The following is an 18,434-nucleotide window of genomic DNA, read 5'->3' on the forward strand; positions in this document are numbered from 1 at the left end:
ACTGTAAGCTCACCGTGTTATTTTGTACTTGTTGGGGCGTCAAGTGATTGCAACGTTTGTTCTTTTTCTTCCCATAAACGATTTAACTCGCTTTGAAAACGAACTCTAAATTCAGAATCACCCGTGTAATCACCAATTAACTCATCACTTACCGGCATGACATTCACGTGTACATTAATATTTTTTACTTTTCCGCCAGCAAAATCCATAAACGTAGGAATACCGTCAGGGTAATGCAAGGTAACATTCACTACTTGAGAAATTTGCTCACCCATTGCTTGCATAACAAAGGCAATACCACCGGCTTTTGGTTTTAATAAATGCGGAAATGGGCTTTGCTGTTTTGCATGTTTACTTTGTGTAAAGCGCGTACCTTCAACAAAGTTAACTACCGTCACAGGCATTTCTTTAAATTTTTCGCAGGCTTTACGTGTTGTTTCTAAGTCTTTGCCACGTAATTTAGGGTTCTTTTTAAGCTGACTTTTGCTCGTGCGCGTCATAAATGGAAAGTCGAGCGCCCACCAACATAAGCCCAAAATAGGCACATAAATAAGCTCTTTCTTTAAAAAGAAATTTAAAAACGGAATTTTGCGATTAAATACGCGCTGCAATACTAAAATATCAACCCAGCTTTGATGATTGGCAATCACCAAATACCAATCTTTTAGTTTCAGAGAATCCAAGCCCGTCACGTTAAGTTTTGTTGGTGTAAACAGCCGCTGGTTTAAGGTATTAAACGACACCCAAATAGTGGCGCACTGTTTAGCAATCCAGCTCAATAACTTTTGTAATGGTTTAATAGGAATAAGCTTTAACAAGCCACATATAAAAATAGGTATAAACCAAAAAAGTGTGTTTAATGCATAAAAAATAAGACTAAAAACACTACGAATAACTGACATTACTTCTATTCCTTTAACGGTGCGCAGCAGCAAACACTGCGCTTTTATACTTAAAAATTAATCTTCAAAATAGGTGTAGCCTTCAAGCCCTGCATTAAGTTCAGCCAGGTAACTTGCTTTACACTGCTCTGAGGCATCTAGTTTATTAATTTGATAAGCAAAATTTTCAGCTAAAATAGCGCTATCGTAATCAACAAACTTTAATACATCCTTAACGCTATCACCTTTTATGGCATTGGTTAATACATAGCCGTCGTCGTTTAGCTCAACATGCACTGAATCGGTGTCGCCAAATAGGTTATGTAAATCGCCTAATATTTCTTGATACGCGCCCACCATAAACATAGCAAGGTGGTATTGTTCGCCATGCTTATATTCGGGGATTGGTAAACTTGTTTCAATACCTGCACCTTCAACGTATTCGCGTATTTGCCCATCCGAGTCACAAGTAATATCTTGGATTATGGCGCGCTGAGTAAGTGGTTGCGTTAAGTTTTCGATTGGCATAACCGGAAACAACTGCTGTATGCCCCACACATCTGGTAACGACTGAAAAAGTGAAAAATTAACAAACAGTTTATCGGCTAATTTTTCATTTAAATCGTCAAGTACTTCTCGGTGTGCGCGGGCGTTATTGCTAAGCGATGCACGCACGCGGTGTAAAATAGTAAAATAAAGCTGCTCTATTTTCGCCCACTCTAACATGCTTACTAAACCATGTACGTACTGATCGTGAGCTTCGCTAAATAAGTGCATCGCATCGTGGTAAATTTCTAGCGCCATACGCGGATTCAAACGCTGTAAGCATTGCCACATTTCATCAAGCACTAACACGCTGTTTTCAAGCGGTGGTTCTGGATTTAAATGATTGGGTGCTTTTTCAACGTCAATCACATCGGTGATGAGTACCGCATGATGCGCGGTTAAAGCACGGCCTGATTCTGTAATAATAGCCGGATGGGTTAAATCGTGTTGGTCGCACACCTCAGCAAACGCATTGACTACATTACGAGCATACTCTTCCACTGTGTAGTTCATTGAGCATGCACTACGAGAGCCCGAGCCTTCATAATCAACGCCTAAACCGCCCCCAACATCTACGGTATTGAGCGGCACACCTAGCTGTGTTAATTCTGCAAAGTGACGCGCACATTCACGAAGTGCGCGGTGTATATCACGTATATTGGCAATTTGAGAGCCAATATGAAAATGCACCATTTGCATCAAGTGTAATTTATTGTGTTTTTTAAGCACTTCTACCGCACTTAATACTTGCCCTGCAGTTAAACCAAACTTACCTTTTTCGCCACCGGTATTTTGCCACTTACCTTTACCCACCGAATTTAAGCGTATACGAATACCTATTGCAGGTTCAATACCCAAATTATCGATTTCTTCAAGTAAAGTGGTTAGCTCAGATAGCTTTTCTACTACTATTTTTACGCTGTGCCCCATAGCTTGGCCAATGCACGCTAAACGTAAAAACTCACTGTCTTTATAGCCATTACATACAATAGTGATTGGCTCTTTTGCCACACCTAAAATAGCCATTAACTCTGGTTTTGAGCCCGCTTCAAGGCCAACTAACCCGCTTGGGTGCGCCAATAATTTACTAACAACAGAGCGCTGCTGATTTACTTTGATAGGATAAACACAGGTGTATTTACCATTGTACTCACGACTGCTGCGCGCTTTAGTAAAAGCATTAGTAAGCGTATCGACACGATTTTTTAAAATGTCGGTAAAGCGCACTAAAACAGGCAGTGTTAACCCTTGCTGTTTAAATTGCTCAGTTAAATCGGTTAAAGAGATTGCAGCTTTGCTTTGATCGCCGTCGGGGTAGGCAACCAATTCGCCTTGTGCATTAATATCAAAATAGCCATCACTCCAATGAGCAACATTATAAGTGGCACGTGCTGTTTCTAAACCCCAGGTCATGGCAACTCTTCTTTCGTCAATTAGGTATAAAGGCGCATTTTAATACGTCGCTATCTCCTAGGCTAACAAAAATTGAACTTTCACTCACTCCTCACTAACTTTATTCGCTAAATCAGTTAAAATGTCATTGAGCAAACCGCCAAGCACTGGCAGAATTGCCCTTTTTTTACCTCAACCTAAAAAGTGTATCAGCAACTATGGCAAACTTAGATCAAAGTAAGTGGTTTACTGAAATTAGCGACCGTGACGGCAGCGCATTTTCATTACGTATTAACAAAAAGTTAGATGAAAAACAGTCTCCTTTTCAAAAAGTAGAAATGTTCGAAACCACAGACTTTGGTAATTTAATGATCATCGACGGTTGTACCATGGTATCAACCCGCGAAAACTTTTTTTATCATGAAATGATCAGCCACCCTGCACTTTTAGCACACCCAAACCCTAAAAATGTGGTTATTATTGGTGGCGGCGACTGCGGCACGTTACGTGAAGTATTAAAGCACCCTGGCGTAGAAAGCGTAACGCAAATTGACATAGACGAAGTAGTCACGCAAATGTCGTTAAAATATTTCCCAGAGCTATGCGAGTCTAATAACGATGCACGCGCTACAGTTATGTTTGACGATGGTATTAAGTACATGCGCGAAGCAGCTAGTGAGTCTATCGACGTGGTTATTGTTGATGGTACTGACCCGGTAGGACCTGGCGAAGGTCTATTTAACCATGCATTTTACACAAGCTGCTTAAATGCACTTCGCCCTGGTGGTATTTTAGTACAGCAAAGTGAATCGCCACTTATGCATATGCCACTACTGGTTGAAATGCGTGAAGCGATGTTAAGTGTTGGCTTTAACGATTTACAAACATTACCATTCCCACAACCAATTTACCCAAGCGGTTTATGGTCGGTAACACTTGCTCGTAAGTCTGAAACCTTTAACGGCTTCAGAGAAGATGGCGCAGCACAAATAGCCGAGCAAAGTGAATACTACAACAGCGGTATTCACCATGGTGCATTAGCAACACCTAACTTTATGAAACGCGCGTTTGATAAAAAATAATAAATGCTAATACGCCAAAAAGGGAGCTCTACAGGCTCCCTTTTTGTTATATTAAACCTTAAACCGATTAACTAATCGATTAAGCTCATCTGTTAGCTGCTCCATTTTAGTTGATACATCTTGCGTTGTGCGCGCCAGCGACCCACCTTCTAAGGTTTGATCGTTAAGTGACGATAAGTTATGGCTTATTTCATCAGAAACCGTTGTTTGCTCTTCGGTAGCTTGCGCAGTTTGCATAGCCATATCGTTTACTTTAGTAGATGAACTTTGCATGGCATTGAGTATATCGTTAGTTTGCGAAAACGACTCCACAGCATCATCTGCAAATTGCTTACTCTCACCTATAGCATTAATCGACTGCGATACACTCGATGCAAACAACTCAATCATTTGTTGAATATCGTTGGTACTATCTTGTGTGCGCGTAGCGAGCGTCCTTACTTCGTCAGCCACAACCGCAAAGCCTCGTCCGTATTCGCCAGCACGTGCCGCCTCTATTGCTGCATTAAGTGCTAATAAGTTTGTTTGTTCTGCTATGGCACGAATCACCTCTAAAACTTTAGCGATGTTGTCAGAGCTTTGCTGTAGCTCAGTAGAGCGCGCCATAGCTTGCTCCATGTTGCTAGAGAGAGAGGTAATTCGCGAACTAGAATTAGCCACCGCACTAAGCCCTTGTTGCGCTAGTTTTAACGAATTATCGGCTTCGCTTGATGACTGCTGTGCAACCCCTGCAACCTCCTTGCTAGCGGTGCTCATTTCATGTACTGCGCTTACAATAGATTCTGACGCTTGTCCCAAGGCTTGGTTTACACTGTTATTTTGGGTAGCCACTTTGCTAAGCTCAACACCTAAACCATTTAACTCTTTAGATTGCTCTAATATATCGCGTATTAATTGCTGTAAATTATCTAAAAAAGTATTAAATTCGGTGGCTAAGTCAGAAAACTCATCTTTAGACGTTACTTGTATTCGGCCAGTTAAATCGCCATCTCCTGAGGCAATATCACTAATACGCTTAGTTACATAATTAATTTGGCGAGTAAGTTGTTTAGGTACACTGTAACTAAACCAACTCGCTGCAATTAAAATAATAGTAACCACTGTCAGCATCATCATTTTTGTTGAAATGATATTGGATGAAAGCGTGATGATTTCTTGCTCAGAGGTTTTTTCAGCCAGCTCACCGGCTTTATCAAGCCTAATCCTTAAAGTGGCAAATGCTTGCTCTGAATTCGTTTGTTTAGCTTGGCTATTTTTATCAGCCATGTAGCTTTTTGACGCTGCAAGCCAAGCATTAAAGTCGTTTTCAAAGCCATTTAGCTCTTTAGCTATACTGGGGTAATCTTTCATTAAAGATAAATACTGATTAAGTTTATCAGTAACTTGCATTGCATTTTCTTCGTGCTCTGCCTGGTACTTTTCTGTATTTTTTGAATGAGCTACTAAATTTAATTCGGCCACTTTAGCTTGGTATAGGTCGCGGTCTGCGTTTAAAGCAAGAGACAGCGCCTTAATAAACTTTTCAGACTGCACATCAAGTGCATTTTTTTGTAAGGTTATTAAGTAGGTATACCCCACAATTAACGAGAGTATGGCAAGTCCTAAAACAACTATCGGAAACGACACTTTAACGCGAATACTATGCAAATTCATTTTATCACCCTGCAAGGCCCTAAACGCCTCTTACAAATTAAACCTAAAATTGCAGTAGGTTGATAAAACCTAAAACTTCCATTGCGTGTTAATCATTACTTGCTGCTGCGAAGCTCGCTGCTGCAGCCCCATTGCAACTCTATTGTCTACAAAACTTTTTAGTGCTGAGCCTTCAATACCAATTTGACCATGTTTGCTAAACGCGTAACGCCAAGAGGCTGTTACCCCTTCGCCATTGCTTGCATTTGGGTCAAATACCGTCGTGTCGTTATCGGTTACTTTAAAGTAATCGTACCGCAACGATATTCTATGTTTACCTTCTTTATGGCTTAGCATTAAATAATGGCTGTAAAAGTCGTTATCTATTAATTTGCTATGCCCCATTTCGGTTTTACCGCTTAGTACCTGTGTTATAAAACGCGTTTTATTATTAAATTTATATAACCATGCAGCACTGGTAAAACGTGTATGCCATGCATATTGTCCTGAGCTAATGTTCAGTTTAGTTGGATCGCCATTATTGTCATAATAATAAACTCTAAATTGTGATTGTTTTAAATAATCCCAGTGTGCACCAAGGTAATAACCAAAGCGCCCATCAACTTCTTCAAATGGTAAAACCTGATTTGCCTGCCAACGCAGTGAAAAGTCATCAAGTGCCGCAACGGGTGCAAACCTAATACCTTCGTTAAATGTAGTTTGCCTGTCGTGCATGGCAAAGCCACGCCAAGATAGTAACGTGCCTGTAGGGTCGTTACCTTTAAATGTTGCCCCCACTAAACTAAAACTATGCGGGCTGTTAAAACGTTTAGCGGGGCGTTTTATTGTTACCTCTGCGCCAACGGTTCTAAGCTCTTCACCTATCCAACTATTAATTGCTGAATTGGTATAGTTGTAAGGAGATGTCCAGCCAATATCTGGGTTCTCTAACGACATTAGCGGATAAAACCCACCCACTCGTACATGCCACTTATAAGCGCTACTAGTTAATGGTTTATATGTAAAATAGGCTTGTGTTAAACCTAAACCTACATCAGGGTCTTGATTAACGTTTAACACCCCATGAGCAGACCAACTTGTTGCTAAATCGGCGCGCACGTCAATAATACCTTGCGATAATAAAACGCCATCGTTTTTAGCATCGTGTCGGTATAAGCCGGTGCCTCCATCTTGAAAACTTTTTAGCGCATCACCTTGAACTGCACGCACTTGTAGCAGCCCCTTAACCTGTGCACTGATTGACGCGCTAAATAAAAACACACCACTCACAACCGCATATTTAAGCATGTGGTTAATAATCATCAAATTCATCCGTAGCAAAATCAAACTGCTCAGTTATCGCTTGTTTAATTTTATATATAAATGGAGCTTGCCCTATGGTTACTTTTTTAGACTCAACATGGCTTATATCGCCAAACCCTGAATGCCACACATTAAGGGTGTACTCACCTGGCTCTACGGTTAAATTTACATGTCCGCTGTTATCGGTAATATCAAAAATAGGGCTATCAACAACCACAATATAACCAAGCATCCAATCATGAATGTTACATCCCAACTCAACAACACCGGTTTGATCAAACACTAATGGCGCCTTGGGTTGTTCCTTATATAACTTTAATTCAAACGTTTTTGCCTCAGAAAACGAATACACATGATGCAAAATTGAATCGGCGTTTGGAAATTCCACTTTTGCATTTTGTGGTACAACTAAAATGCGCGGTGTAAACTCCCTATCTTTTTGCACCATAGAATAAAGCATATCTACTTGGCTGGATTGACTAGAAAGCACCTCAGAAGTCAGCCACACCACGGCATCAGCCATAGGCTCGTTTTTATTATTGTTAACCGTGATAGAAACCGCTTGTGCCTGCCAAGTTAATAACATGACAATAATTAACGTTAAATATTTGAACATCATCTTACTATTCTTATTTTTCAAATTATTTACAGTATAGACCTATTAGATTACTTATTTCTTTCTATTTTATTGATAAATGAATACGTATGTAGATATTCGTATTTGTTAACAACAGCCTTTATTCTGATAAGTCACACTGACACAGTAAGGATCTCTTAAATGAGAACATCAGCACTTTTGCTTTTCGCTTTTTCGGGCAGCTGTTTTGCACAAACAGCCACATTACAATCGCCCAACGGCAATATTAAAATAACTATTTCTGACGAATTAACGACCCCAAGCTATTCAATCGACTTTAAAAACAAACCGGTTATTAATAGCTCCGCGCTTGGTTTTAAATTTAAACAACAAGCCCCCTTTAGCGAAGGTTTTAAAATAACCCACACACAACAAAACACACAAAACACCCAGTGGCAACAACCTTGGGGCGAACGACAAATCGTTACCGACAACCATAACGAAGTTGCTGTTACATTTAAAAAACCACAAGGCGGCGTATTTACTGTTAAATTTAGAGCCTTTAACAACGGCGTGGGCTTTAGATACGAAGTACCCAAGCAACCCGGTTTTGAAAATATAGAAATCACAAAAGAACTTACCGAATTTGCCATTACCGACAGCCAAAGTGCAACAGCGTGGTGGATCCCAGCCCGAGGCTGGAACCGTTACGAATATGTTTATAACACCACCCCAGTTAACGACGCTCCCTTAGTACACACCCCTTTTACGTTTAAAAACAAAGAGGGCGTACACGTTAGCATTCACGAAGCAGCCCTTGTCGATTATGCAGGTATGACCCTTAACCAGCGTCGACCAGGTGTTTTTCAAGCTGATTTAACACCGTGGTCTGACGGCATTGCAGTAAAAAAGCAAGGCGCATTTAATACACCGTGGCGTACTATTCAAATAGGCAGTAAAGCAGTCGACCTGATTAACTCCGATATTATTTTAAACCTTAATGAGCCAAATAAATTAGGTGATGTTTCGTGGGTAAAACCGGGTAAATACGTCGGTATTTGGTGGGGTATGCATATAAATACGCAAACATGGGGCAGTGGTGAAAAACACGGTGCTACAACTCAAACAACCAAATACTACATGGACTTTGCCGCAGAGTATGGCTTTGACGGCGTGCTAGTAGAAGGATGGAACATAGGCTGGGATGGCGACTGGTTTTTTAATGGCGATGTGTTTAGCTTTACACAACCCTACGACGACTTCGATATTGAGGAGCTTACCCGCTACGGTAAGCAAAAAGGGGTGCAGTTAATTGGCCACCACGAAACCTCAGGCAATGTAACTAACTATCGCAATCAAATGGAAGATGCCTTTGCCCTTTACGAAAAGTCAAACGTAAGCCAAGTTAAAACGGGCTATGTGGCCGATGGCGGAAACATAAAACGCATAGATGAAAACGGCATTGCCCGCCATGAGTGGCACGACGGTCAATTTATGGTTAACGAATACCTTTATAACGTAAAGCTCGCTGCTAAACATAAAATTAGTATCAACACTCACGAACCTATAAAAGACACTGGCCTGCGCCGTACCTACCCAAACTGGATTGCGCGCGAAGGCGCACGTGGGCAAGAGTTTAATGCATGGGGCACACCGCCTAACCCGCCAGAGCATATCCCTATGCTTGCGTTTACCCGTATGCTGGCAGGGCCAATGGACTTTACTCCCGGTATATTTGATATGGGCTTTAATGGCTTAGGCGATGATACAAACCGCCCACAAACAACGCTTGCCAAGCAACTTGCACTTTATGTTGTGCTGTATAGCCCGATTCAAATGGCTGCCGACCTACCTAAAAACTACTTAGCTAAACCCGATGCTTTTCAGTTTATTCAAGATGTACCAACCGATTGGCAGCAGAGTATTGCGCTTGATGGCGAGGTGGGCGACTTTATTGTATTCGCTCGTAAAGAACGAAAACGCGATAAATACTCAGGAAACGATTGGTACTTAGGTGCAGTGACTGACGAAAAAGCCCGCACTATTGAAGTAAAACTCGACTTTTTAGAAAAGGGTAAAGAGTTTGAAGCGCATATATACCAAGACGGCAAAAACGCTGAATGGAAAAACAAGCCGTATGATTTAGATATCGAAAAGCGCGTAGTTAGTGCAAACGATAAGCTAACTTTAAAACTAGCAACAAGCGGCGGCACTGCCATCCGCTTTAAAGCACTTTAGGCTTCACGGTTATATCAGTTTTACAGATATTTAAGTGTTACAAATACAAAACTCTGCACAGGTTATTGTGCAGAGTTTTGTATTTTTATAGGCAGATAAATTTGTGCACGTAAGCCGCCTTCTTCGCTCATTCCCTCACGACGTAACATGATACAAAGCACCTTCGAACTCTAATATTAACGGCCTAGCCACTTTTTTACCTATCTATGTTAGTAAATTAATAACTAAAGATTAAGCACTAGTCGGCTAAAAAGCAAAAAACAAGACCTGACCCCATAAGCAATTAGCTGTAGACATAAATTTAGATCTTTGATGTCTGAAGTCAAGATTTGACCCTAATCACTTTAAAAACGAGGCTAATTATAGTACCAGTTTGTAGACTTTTAAGGGGTTTGCAAGATGCAAGACCTGACCCTGTTAATTTTTCAAAGGATAAATTCATTAAGGTTTACATTTAATTTTATTACCTGCTAAATAGTAAATACCATCCAGTGTACCAACTAATGATGGTAAATTAGAGAAACACTGAGAAGTATATTTAATAGGGAAGTAATTCCTTATTTTTTGCTGTTCATTATTATAATCTTCCCATGTAGCTTCAATCATACCGTTCCATAAATTGATACACTCGTCATTATTAGTGAATATTACTGGCTGAATATATTCAACTGAATTAGATTTATCCCAATAAACATATCCCATGTAAATATTACCTAAACTATCTTCAAAATTAGTTCGAACTAACAACTGATAATTATTTAAATAGTCTTCTTTTTTAAGCGGACGTACTGTAAGTTCATCTTCAACTGAGTCATCCAATGGGAAATACCACACTGGACACCCTTTAATGTCTTCTTCTTTTAAATCATAAACTTGCTTATCCAAATCTAATCAACCTTATTGTATCAGATGTTCAATTGACCGATATAAATCAGGCCGTCCTAAATCATTATACGCTTTTTCTAACCCTGTTCTTATTTGTTCTGAACTATATTCAGCTTTTTTACCTCCAACCATTGGGGGGAGGTACTTTCTAATTGCACTGTGCATGGATTTTGGATTTCCCGCACCTGTATGAGAAAACTGCGTTATCATTGTAGCAGGATGATTTTTCATCATACTTTCAGTGTACCCTAACATTTTCCCTAAATACCTAGGTAAAATATGATGCGCTTGAAAGCCTTTCGCAATTCCTTGCAAATTGGCGAAAGTAGGACTAATTATTGGTATAGAAAATGATGCTCTTATCCCTTGCTGAGCTTTACTTGCCAAAGTTCCAGGAATTATTAATGTAGCATACTGTTCCCACCCTGCTTCTTTTTCATATGCATCCATATCAGCAACACTTTGTGGAGATGGATGTAACCAAGGAAGTCGCGAACTATTTCCGTACAAAATATCAAATGATGCTGTCTTAACTACTGACTTAAGATAGCCAAAGGCACGACTACCTGATATAGGCGTTATACTTCCTGAAGTAAAGTCACTTAAGTTATTAGCAGTTTCGCTCGGTGAGTTTATATCTGGTAAATTTGGTCCTGTAGCTCGCGCTTTCTCTTGTTTATTTGGTGCTCCATTACTAGGTGTATTGTTTATGGGTGCACTAGGGTTATCACTATTACCATCTCGACTCGTATCTCCAGATGCTGCGCTATTACTAGGGTTATTTTGTTCTTCCTTTGCACAAGGATCCGGAGCGCAAGTTATCACAATATCAAGAGGCTCCTCTTCATAGCCTGAAGGATCATGCCCATTCACAGGATTATTCATTATATACGAGTAAGGATTAATACTCTGGCTATTCGTTGGGCTTTGAATAACAGGATCAACACTCATAAACCGACCTAGGTTATAATCGTACACCCGACCGTTCATATGGATTAGCTCTACACTATCTAAATGCTCATGGTCAGTAAAGCCTCGATTCGTTTTTGCATCCGCCAAATCATCTAGTTTTGAAGCCCCAAATGATTTTAATCCACCACTGGCTAAACGTGGTTTGCCAAATGGGTCGTAGTTTCGCTCTGATTCTACTTGCCCGTTGTGGTCGGTAAATACCCGCGCACTGCCTAGGCGATCGCGGTGGGTATAGCGGATGGTTGCGCCCTCATTAGTGGTTTGGCTTATTACGGCAATGTCGTCTATGTAAGCTCGCCAGGTGGTTTTTGTGCCAGTAACTTCTTCTTCATATAATTTATCACTGTAAAAAGTAGTCACGCTGCCATTTACTTGTTTAAAGCGCATATGCTGCGGGCCATAAGTAAAATTGAGAGTTTTACCGTCCTTTACTATTTGTGTGGGTTTATCCATCGCGTTATAGGCAGCGCTGGTTAAACCATCACCACTGGTCATGTTGCCTCTCGTATCATAACCAAACGACTTCCAACCACCGCGATAAACACGTTTTACTGCATTGGGCCCGCCTGTTACGCCGTTTTCATAATCATACTGCGTTGCATAGTCTGATTTTGATAACAAATTACCCACCGCATCATAGCTATAGTTGATTGTGCTGATACCATTAACGGCATTACTCTCTAAACGGTGTAGTGCATCGTAGCTGTAAGTTTCACTAAAGCTATGCTGATTGCCAATATTACCTGTCGTAATATCAACTGCTTTTAAATTACCAAAACCATCGTACGCGGAGTAATCGATGTTCATAATGTTGCTATTATTTTTAGCTATTGTTTTTAGGAGCATTTGCCCACTTTTGTTACTGTAAGCAGTATTTTCAGTGAGTCCATTACCTAGCGTATTTTGAGAGCCATTACCAAATATGTCGAATTCAGTTATATTTTTATACACATAACCACTAGCCGCATTTTTTACCTGCGTTTGATAGCCTACGTCATTGTAACTGTATTCAAGTGTGAGGTTGTTGGGGTAACGCAGCCCTTTTACGCGGCCATAATTACTGTCGTAGAAGGTGGTTGTGGTATAGCTTTTACCACTGCCTGCAATGGTTTGACCGCTTGGGCGACCGCGACTGTCGTAAGTGTAGGTTTTGGTTACGCCATTGCCTGTGGCTTGGTTTAACTGCCCTAAACCATACGTTGCGCTGTCATAGGTATACGTTAATGTATTTTCACCTGTGGCGGTGCGCCGCGTTACACGGCCTAATACGTCGGTGACATAAGTCAATGTTTTACTGCCAACGCGTGCCTCTCGTTGCAGCTCACCAAAGCCGTTGTACTCAAAATTAGTGACGCCTTGGTTAGGGTCATCCACCTGTGTTTTTTGGCCTAAGCCGTTGTAGGTTGCCTCTATGTTGTTGCCATTAGCATCTTGAATAACAATAGGTAAGCCTTGGTTATTATAGCTGTAACGAGTAACACCATTATCAGCATCCACCGTTTGCATAAGCTGTTTAAGGCTATTGTAGGTACGCGACATATCCAAGGTGATGCCATAACAACTATCATAGACCTCAATATCTGTCTTAAGTCCACTGTAGCTGTAATTAGTAGTCATGTTACCGCAATGTTGATTGGTTACTTTTTCGATTACGCGGCCAAGTGCATCGTGTTCGGTGTATGACGTACCATAAACTGCACCTCCTTCTTTATAGGGCATAGATTCAAACGTTTTATAGCCAAGGCTGTTATAATTAACGTCACTAAACACCCAGTCACCATCGAAATTCTGCACAGCTGTACGTAATGTTCGTCCCAGCGCATCTAGATAGATTTTTTGCATAGGCTGCCCTGCTGAGACATTTAACACTTGTATTATTGCATTAGCTGGTGCTTGTGCGTCAGGTGTTTGCATTGCACTGTAACGGGCCGGACTGCCATCAGTCTGAATACTGTAAGGGCGGTTATAATCATCGTAACCAAAGTTTGTCACTTGATAGCTATTGCTACTAAGCTGCTGACGAGTTTGGGTTATCTGCCCTGTTGCAGGGTTTACTTCGGTGTAGCTAATATGCCCTTTAGCATTAGTTTGTTTATATGGAAAATAACCGTCAGTAGCTTCAACAGTTCCGTCTTTACTGTAGGTGGTTGAAGTTGTACGTGTTTGGTCGATCCAACTACCACTACTATTACGCACTTTTGTGGTTTGACTAACAGATAATGGAAGGCCGTAGGCATTATAGATAGTATCTATTTCACTCCCATAACCAGATGATGAGCCACCAAGTGTTGCTGTAGTTGTTATTGTTTGTGGCTGTCTACTACCATGGTAATTACTGTATTCACTTCTAATGCTCGTTTCTTGATCTAAGTCTGCATCCGTTATTGGGTCGTTTGTACTGCGCCCAGCTACACGAGCTATAGTTTGTATTTTAGTATTAAGTTTATTTAACCACCAGTTACTTTCGTTACCCTCATACTCGCGTGTTTCACTTGTGGTATACGTACCCCAAGCGTCTTCAACTTGCGTAGATGATGCAGTTACATTGCCATATTGATCTAACCTAGTAATATTTTTATCGATGCGTGTTAGATCTTGTTTAGTAACTAAATCTCGAGTAATTTGTGTAGTTTCATTTGGGTATAAATTATAAACGTCAGTTACACTGTGAGTTGAGTTCTCTTGCCACTCAGTATTTGAATAACTTACCGCATAGGTTTCATTATCACTAATACCTAGGTGCCCGCTTCCCCTTGTTGCATAATCATCTTCGCTAAATGTAGCTTGTCGCTTTAGCTTGCCTTGATACGGAAAAATTTGCTCAAAATCAGTTTGAGTGACTAAAGCACGATCTACATCTTTTTCTATAATTGATTTAAAACCCATAAAACCACGGCCTTGCGTTTGGTAAACACCATCAATGTAGTGGTATTGCTTACTACGTGTTTCACCAAGCCCGTTCGGCTGCTTAAATTTAGCAACAACTTTTTGTGAAGACCCTAGCTTTCTCAATGTCACATCAGCTAAAGGCGCATTATTAACACTGTAAATACCTGTACTCAAGTTTGCATTGCGGCCAAGTTGTTGGTATTCAAACTCTGCCACTAAACCAAAGTCATTATCAATGCGTTTTAACGTCCGACTTGTCCCACCTTCTAATGCATATGTATAAATCCCCGCATCAGGTGCTGCATCAGGATAACAATAAAAACGACCGCTTGAATAAGGTATTTGTACACCGCAAGATGTATCTGAAGAATGTTGCCTAAAGCCAAGAGCTGTAACTACTTCTTGCCAGCCATCACCGTTTACATCAACAACACTCGTTGTTGCTAAGCCGCCTAATAAATCTGCACCATCGGCTTGTAATATTATCTCTTCAAATGTTAAACCATTTTCGTTCGGTTTAAGAACACGCCAAGTCCACACATCATATTTATGATAATAACTACGCTCCCCTGTATCTTCATCCCTAATTAAACAAACTTGATTGTTGGTTGCATCCCAACAATGGTAAGCATATGCTCTTCTATAAGGGGCAAGAATATCCATTCGCCCGTCATTATCATAATCAAACACTTGTACAAAGCTATTAATTGTCGACTCTTCATATGTATTTTCACGTGCATCAGCCCACACATTAAACTCTGGTAGCCCTGTGTTTGATCCTGTTGAAAATTGCCCGCCACCAAAATTAAGGTGCATAAACCAATACAACTTGTTCGTTGACCCATCTTCTTTTAACGTCATTATATCAAGTAAGTTATCCCCGTTGACATCAAGCCATATAGCCTTTTTCATACGCGAAGGAAAGAAGTCAGGATTTATTCCTAAATCATGATTAGTGAATAACAATGTGCTACCTGCTACAGAGAGCTCAACCCACTTCCCAAAATCAGGATAATAAACATCAGGTGTACCATCCCCATTAATATCAGCAATACTAAATTTAGGAATACTTAAGGCTACGTTACCAATATGAATGAAGCCACTAATAGGCTTACCTGTAGCATCGGTGTTTCTAAGGTAAACTTTGAGCTGGCCATTCGCTCTATCTTGGATGATAAAATCCGCGTAGCCATCACTGTTCATGTCTTGAGCAAAACTATTACAAGGCTCACTCATCGGATTATATCTACCATCATTAACGACAACCAAATCACACGCCGCAGGGATATTTGTAGAAAAGACATCCTCATAAGCTCCTGTCTCACGATTTAGCTCAACAATAGATAATTTTAAATTGGAGTCTAAATAAACAAAATCAGCGATGCCATTCAAGTTATAATCGATATAACCACTAATTTTATGAACATTCACAGCACCATTATTAAACTGGGAATAGTCAGGGAAACTCGTAATATCAAAAGTTGTTTGATTACCTGCAATTTCTTGCACCTGTTCAAGCATTTTTATGTCATTCAGACCATCACCAGTATAATCGCTGCTGGTGTCATAAAATGAGCCTGAAGCCAAAACCATATCTGTTGGCTCTATCGCAACATTTGCATAAGGATGGTCATCGGTATTACTAAAAGAAAGCTCTTCTATATTCCATGCAAAATCAGTAGCAGCCAATTGATTGCCCGTATTGCAAGTGGATGACTTACACAGCTCTAGGCGACTTAAATAATGCTCATCATAAATAAGGTGGTAACTTTTCTCGACACTCTCCGTAGAGTCATCTGGAATGATATCTATCCTAGCAAGGTTCTGTGTGTTTTCGTATTTGCCACCCCATACATAACCAAAACCTGATTTGTAACTTGATTGATATACAAAGCTGATCATTTTATCGCCAGAACTACTTATATTAGCACTCGATTTAGTGTAATAAATACCAGTTAAAAGCTTCTCACTAACACCAAAGTCACCGTATTCATAGTTTATAAAGTTGTTCTCTGTTGCATCGTGTTGATACTGCATTAACCAAGAGTAAGTAGCCGTTTTACCACTATGAACTAACCGTGATTTTGCGTCTTTACCAAAATAAGCAACTCGGCCATTTTTATATTCAACTCTGAACCATGTAGATGAGCCATTTAGTGAACCACTTTGTGTTACACGCACAAAGCTATCTATTTCAGTACGATATTCAGTCCCTGAGCTTCCATAGCTACCTGATGTATTAATTAAACGCTGACCCTCTAAGCACAGCCTGTCATTACTATTATATTGTGGGTTTTGCATGAAGCCATCTTGTGCATATGTGGCTGCGCACCTTGTAATACTTGAGCTAGCAGATAGCGACCACCCCATTCCGGCAATACCATTACCACTGCGGGATGAATAATTAAGTGATACTTCAGGCTGCATGCCAGCTCTGCCCGGCGGTAATTGGATTGGAATATGATACGTTGAGGCGCCACCACTTACACCAGCTTGCCCCTCCAAGGTACCTATTAATTGGCTACTAGGAGCAACGGTGTCAATAAAGTTACTTGCATCATTTGGGGTCTGTGTAGTAAGTGTCGAGTGTGGGGTTAACAAAACAGTAAAGTCTTTGAATGTTATGTCACTGTCACTCCAATTTGATTTAACTGCTTTTGCACACACTCTTTTGCTCTGAGTTAAAGAAAAAACAGGAGCAGAAGACTGCCAGCCTGAATTAGTACAACTAGCATTAAGTGATATTAATTTATATTTTATAGTTGCGTTTTGATTGGAGGTTATCGTTATATTGTCGCCAGCTGTCACTTTATTTAAGTCAGGTTTAATAGATGGTTTATTTAATTTAAGTAAATAGTCTTTACTTACAGTGTCGCTATTTTTCCAACCAGCCTTTACTGTATAAGCACACACTTTTTGGCTTGCTCTAAGAGTAATTGGTGACGAATAAGAATTTACAGAACCATTTGTACAACTACTTCCTCTTGAAACTAATTTATATTTAATAGATGCATTTTGCTGAGAATAAATTGAGACTTTGGCGCCATCAACTAATGGAGTTGTTACATTAAAGATTGGAGGCTCTAATTGCAAAGTGTAACTTTTAGATTGTGTGTCACTATCTTTCCACCCGCTTTTATTAGCTTTAGCACATACATTAGCTGACGAAGAAAGCTTAAATGCATTTTTGTAAACCTTCCAACCATCAAGATTTGAGCATGATGAACCTAAACCAATAGTTTTATAAAATATTGTTGCAGAAGGCTCAGAAGTAATTGAAACATAAGTGTTGTACCGAATAGTACTTGTCGACGGAGCAATAATTGGCTTAGGTAGTTTTTTTACTTCAGGAACTATTATGGGAGGGCTAACTAAATAATCACTGTACTTATTTTCGCCATTAATTTTTTTTACAGCTCGAACCCTAAATACGTGTTTGCTATATCCCGCTAATGAAAAGTAATAACTCTTGTAGCTTAACCCTTCTGCTACTACCCTAAAAGAACTATCATCCTCAGATACTTCGACCGAAAAAGTGGTTTCTGAATCGCAAAAACCGCTGCACGGAAGTGCTACTGCCGATGAACTACCACTACCATATAACAACCCTCCACCATCATCATAGCTTCCCCAACTCCAAGAAATTCTGATTGAACTCTCATCTTTTGTAAATGCGAAAGCTGTTGGAGCTTTTGGATTAATTGTTATTGGTTCTACTGGATAAAACATCCCCATAGAGCTTGCAGGAAAGCAAAAAACGCTTAGCAATATAGTAAAAAAACAAGGGGTACAAGATTATTGTTGGGATAAAACGAGATTTTCACACTTTGTTCCTTAAAGTTTAACAGCCGACGCATATTAACAAAAAAAAAACAAACATCAACATTTTAAACCTTAAAAGTTAACAGTTTACTGTAGTCGGCTATTTAAAAATAATTAGGAGTTAGGTGTATGGGATATAGACTTGTGTTTACAAGCTTAGTTAATGACTTACTTTTACTTAACACTTGCCACCAG

At 40.0% G+C, this 18,434-nt stretch carries 9 protein-coding genes; 2 read left to right on the top strand and 7 right to left on the bottom strand.

Going from position 1 to position 18,434, the window contains the following annotated elements:
• Positions 1 to 17 precede the first annotated feature (17 nt).
• A complete protein-coding gene (gene yihG, locus CWB65_RS11350; protein WP_138740604.1) occupies positions 18 to 902 on the bottom strand; it encodes a 1-acylglycerol-3-phosphate O-acyltransferase, YihG family in 885 nt (294 codons plus the stop codon).
• 57 nt (positions 903 to 959) lie between these two features.
• The gene (speA, locus tag CWB65_RS11355) at positions 960 to 2,840 is read right to left on the bottom strand and encodes a biosynthetic arginine decarboxylase (RefSeq protein ID WP_138740605.1); all 1,881 of its coding nucleotides are present in this window, start codon (positions 2,838 to 2,840) and stop codon (positions 960 to 962) included.
• Between the two features lie 197 nt (positions 2,841 to 3,037).
• On the opposite strand from speA, the gene speE reads away from it, so the two are divergent.
• Positions 3,038 to 3,901, top strand: coding sequence for a polyamine aminopropyltransferase (gene speE, locus CWB65_RS11360; protein ID WP_058403599.1), 864 nt, complete (start codon positions 3,038 to 3,040; stop codon positions 3,899 to 3,901).
• Between the two features lie 51 nt (positions 3,902 to 3,952).
• Here speE and CWB65_RS11365 read toward each other — a convergent pair whose 3' ends face one another.
• From CWB65_RS11365 to CWB65_RS11375, 3 genes are all read right to left on the bottom strand, one after another.
• Positions 3,953 to 5,554, bottom strand: a complete 1,602-nt coding sequence (locus CWB65_RS11365) for a methyl-accepting chemotaxis protein (RefSeq protein ID WP_138740606.1) — start codon at positions 5,552 to 5,554, stop codon at positions 3,953 to 3,955.
• 69 nt (positions 5,555 to 5,623) lie between these two features.
• On the bottom strand, positions 5,624 to 6,856 hold the full coding sequence (locus CWB65_RS11370) for a hypothetical protein (RefSeq protein ID WP_138740607.1): 1,233 nt from the start codon (positions 6,854 to 6,856) through the stop codon (positions 5,624 to 5,626).
• Positions 6,846 to 7,472, bottom strand: a complete 627-nt coding sequence (locus tag CWB65_RS11375; protein WP_171047585.1) for a methylamine utilization protein — start codon at positions 7,470 to 7,472, stop codon at positions 6,846 to 6,848. Before CWB65_RS11375 ends, CWB65_RS11370 begins: the two co-directional genes overlap by 11 nt.
• 162 nt (positions 7,473 to 7,634) lie before the next feature.
• On the opposite strand from CWB65_RS11375, the gene CWB65_RS11380 reads away from it, so the two are divergent.
• On the top strand, positions 7,635 to 9,671 hold the full coding sequence (locus tag CWB65_RS11380) for a glycoside hydrolase family 97 protein (protein ID WP_138740609.1): 2,037 nt from the start codon (positions 7,635 to 7,637) through the stop codon (positions 9,669 to 9,671).
• 441 nt (positions 9,672 to 10,112) lie between these two features.
• On the opposite strand, the gene CWB65_RS11385 is transcribed toward CWB65_RS11380, so the two are convergent.
• Complete coding sequence (locus tag CWB65_RS11385) at positions 10,113 to 10,556, bottom strand: hypothetical protein (RefSeq protein ID WP_008129844.1); 444 nt, start codon at positions 10,554 to 10,556, stop codon at positions 10,113 to 10,115.
• A gap of 12 nt (positions 10,557 to 10,568) precedes the next feature.
• On the bottom strand, positions 10,569 to 18,146 hold the full coding sequence (locus CWB65_RS11390) for a SpvB/TcaC N-terminal domain-containing protein (protein WP_138740610.1): 7,578 nt from the start codon (positions 18,144 to 18,146) through the stop codon (positions 10,569 to 10,571).
• Positions 18,147 to 18,434: the final 288 nt, after the last annotated feature.

It is taken from the genome of Pseudoalteromonas sp. S554 (genome assembly GCF_005930865.1).
Taxonomy (GTDB): domain Bacteria; phylum Pseudomonadota; class Gammaproteobacteria; order Enterobacterales; family Alteromonadaceae; genus Pseudoalteromonas; species Pseudoalteromonas marina.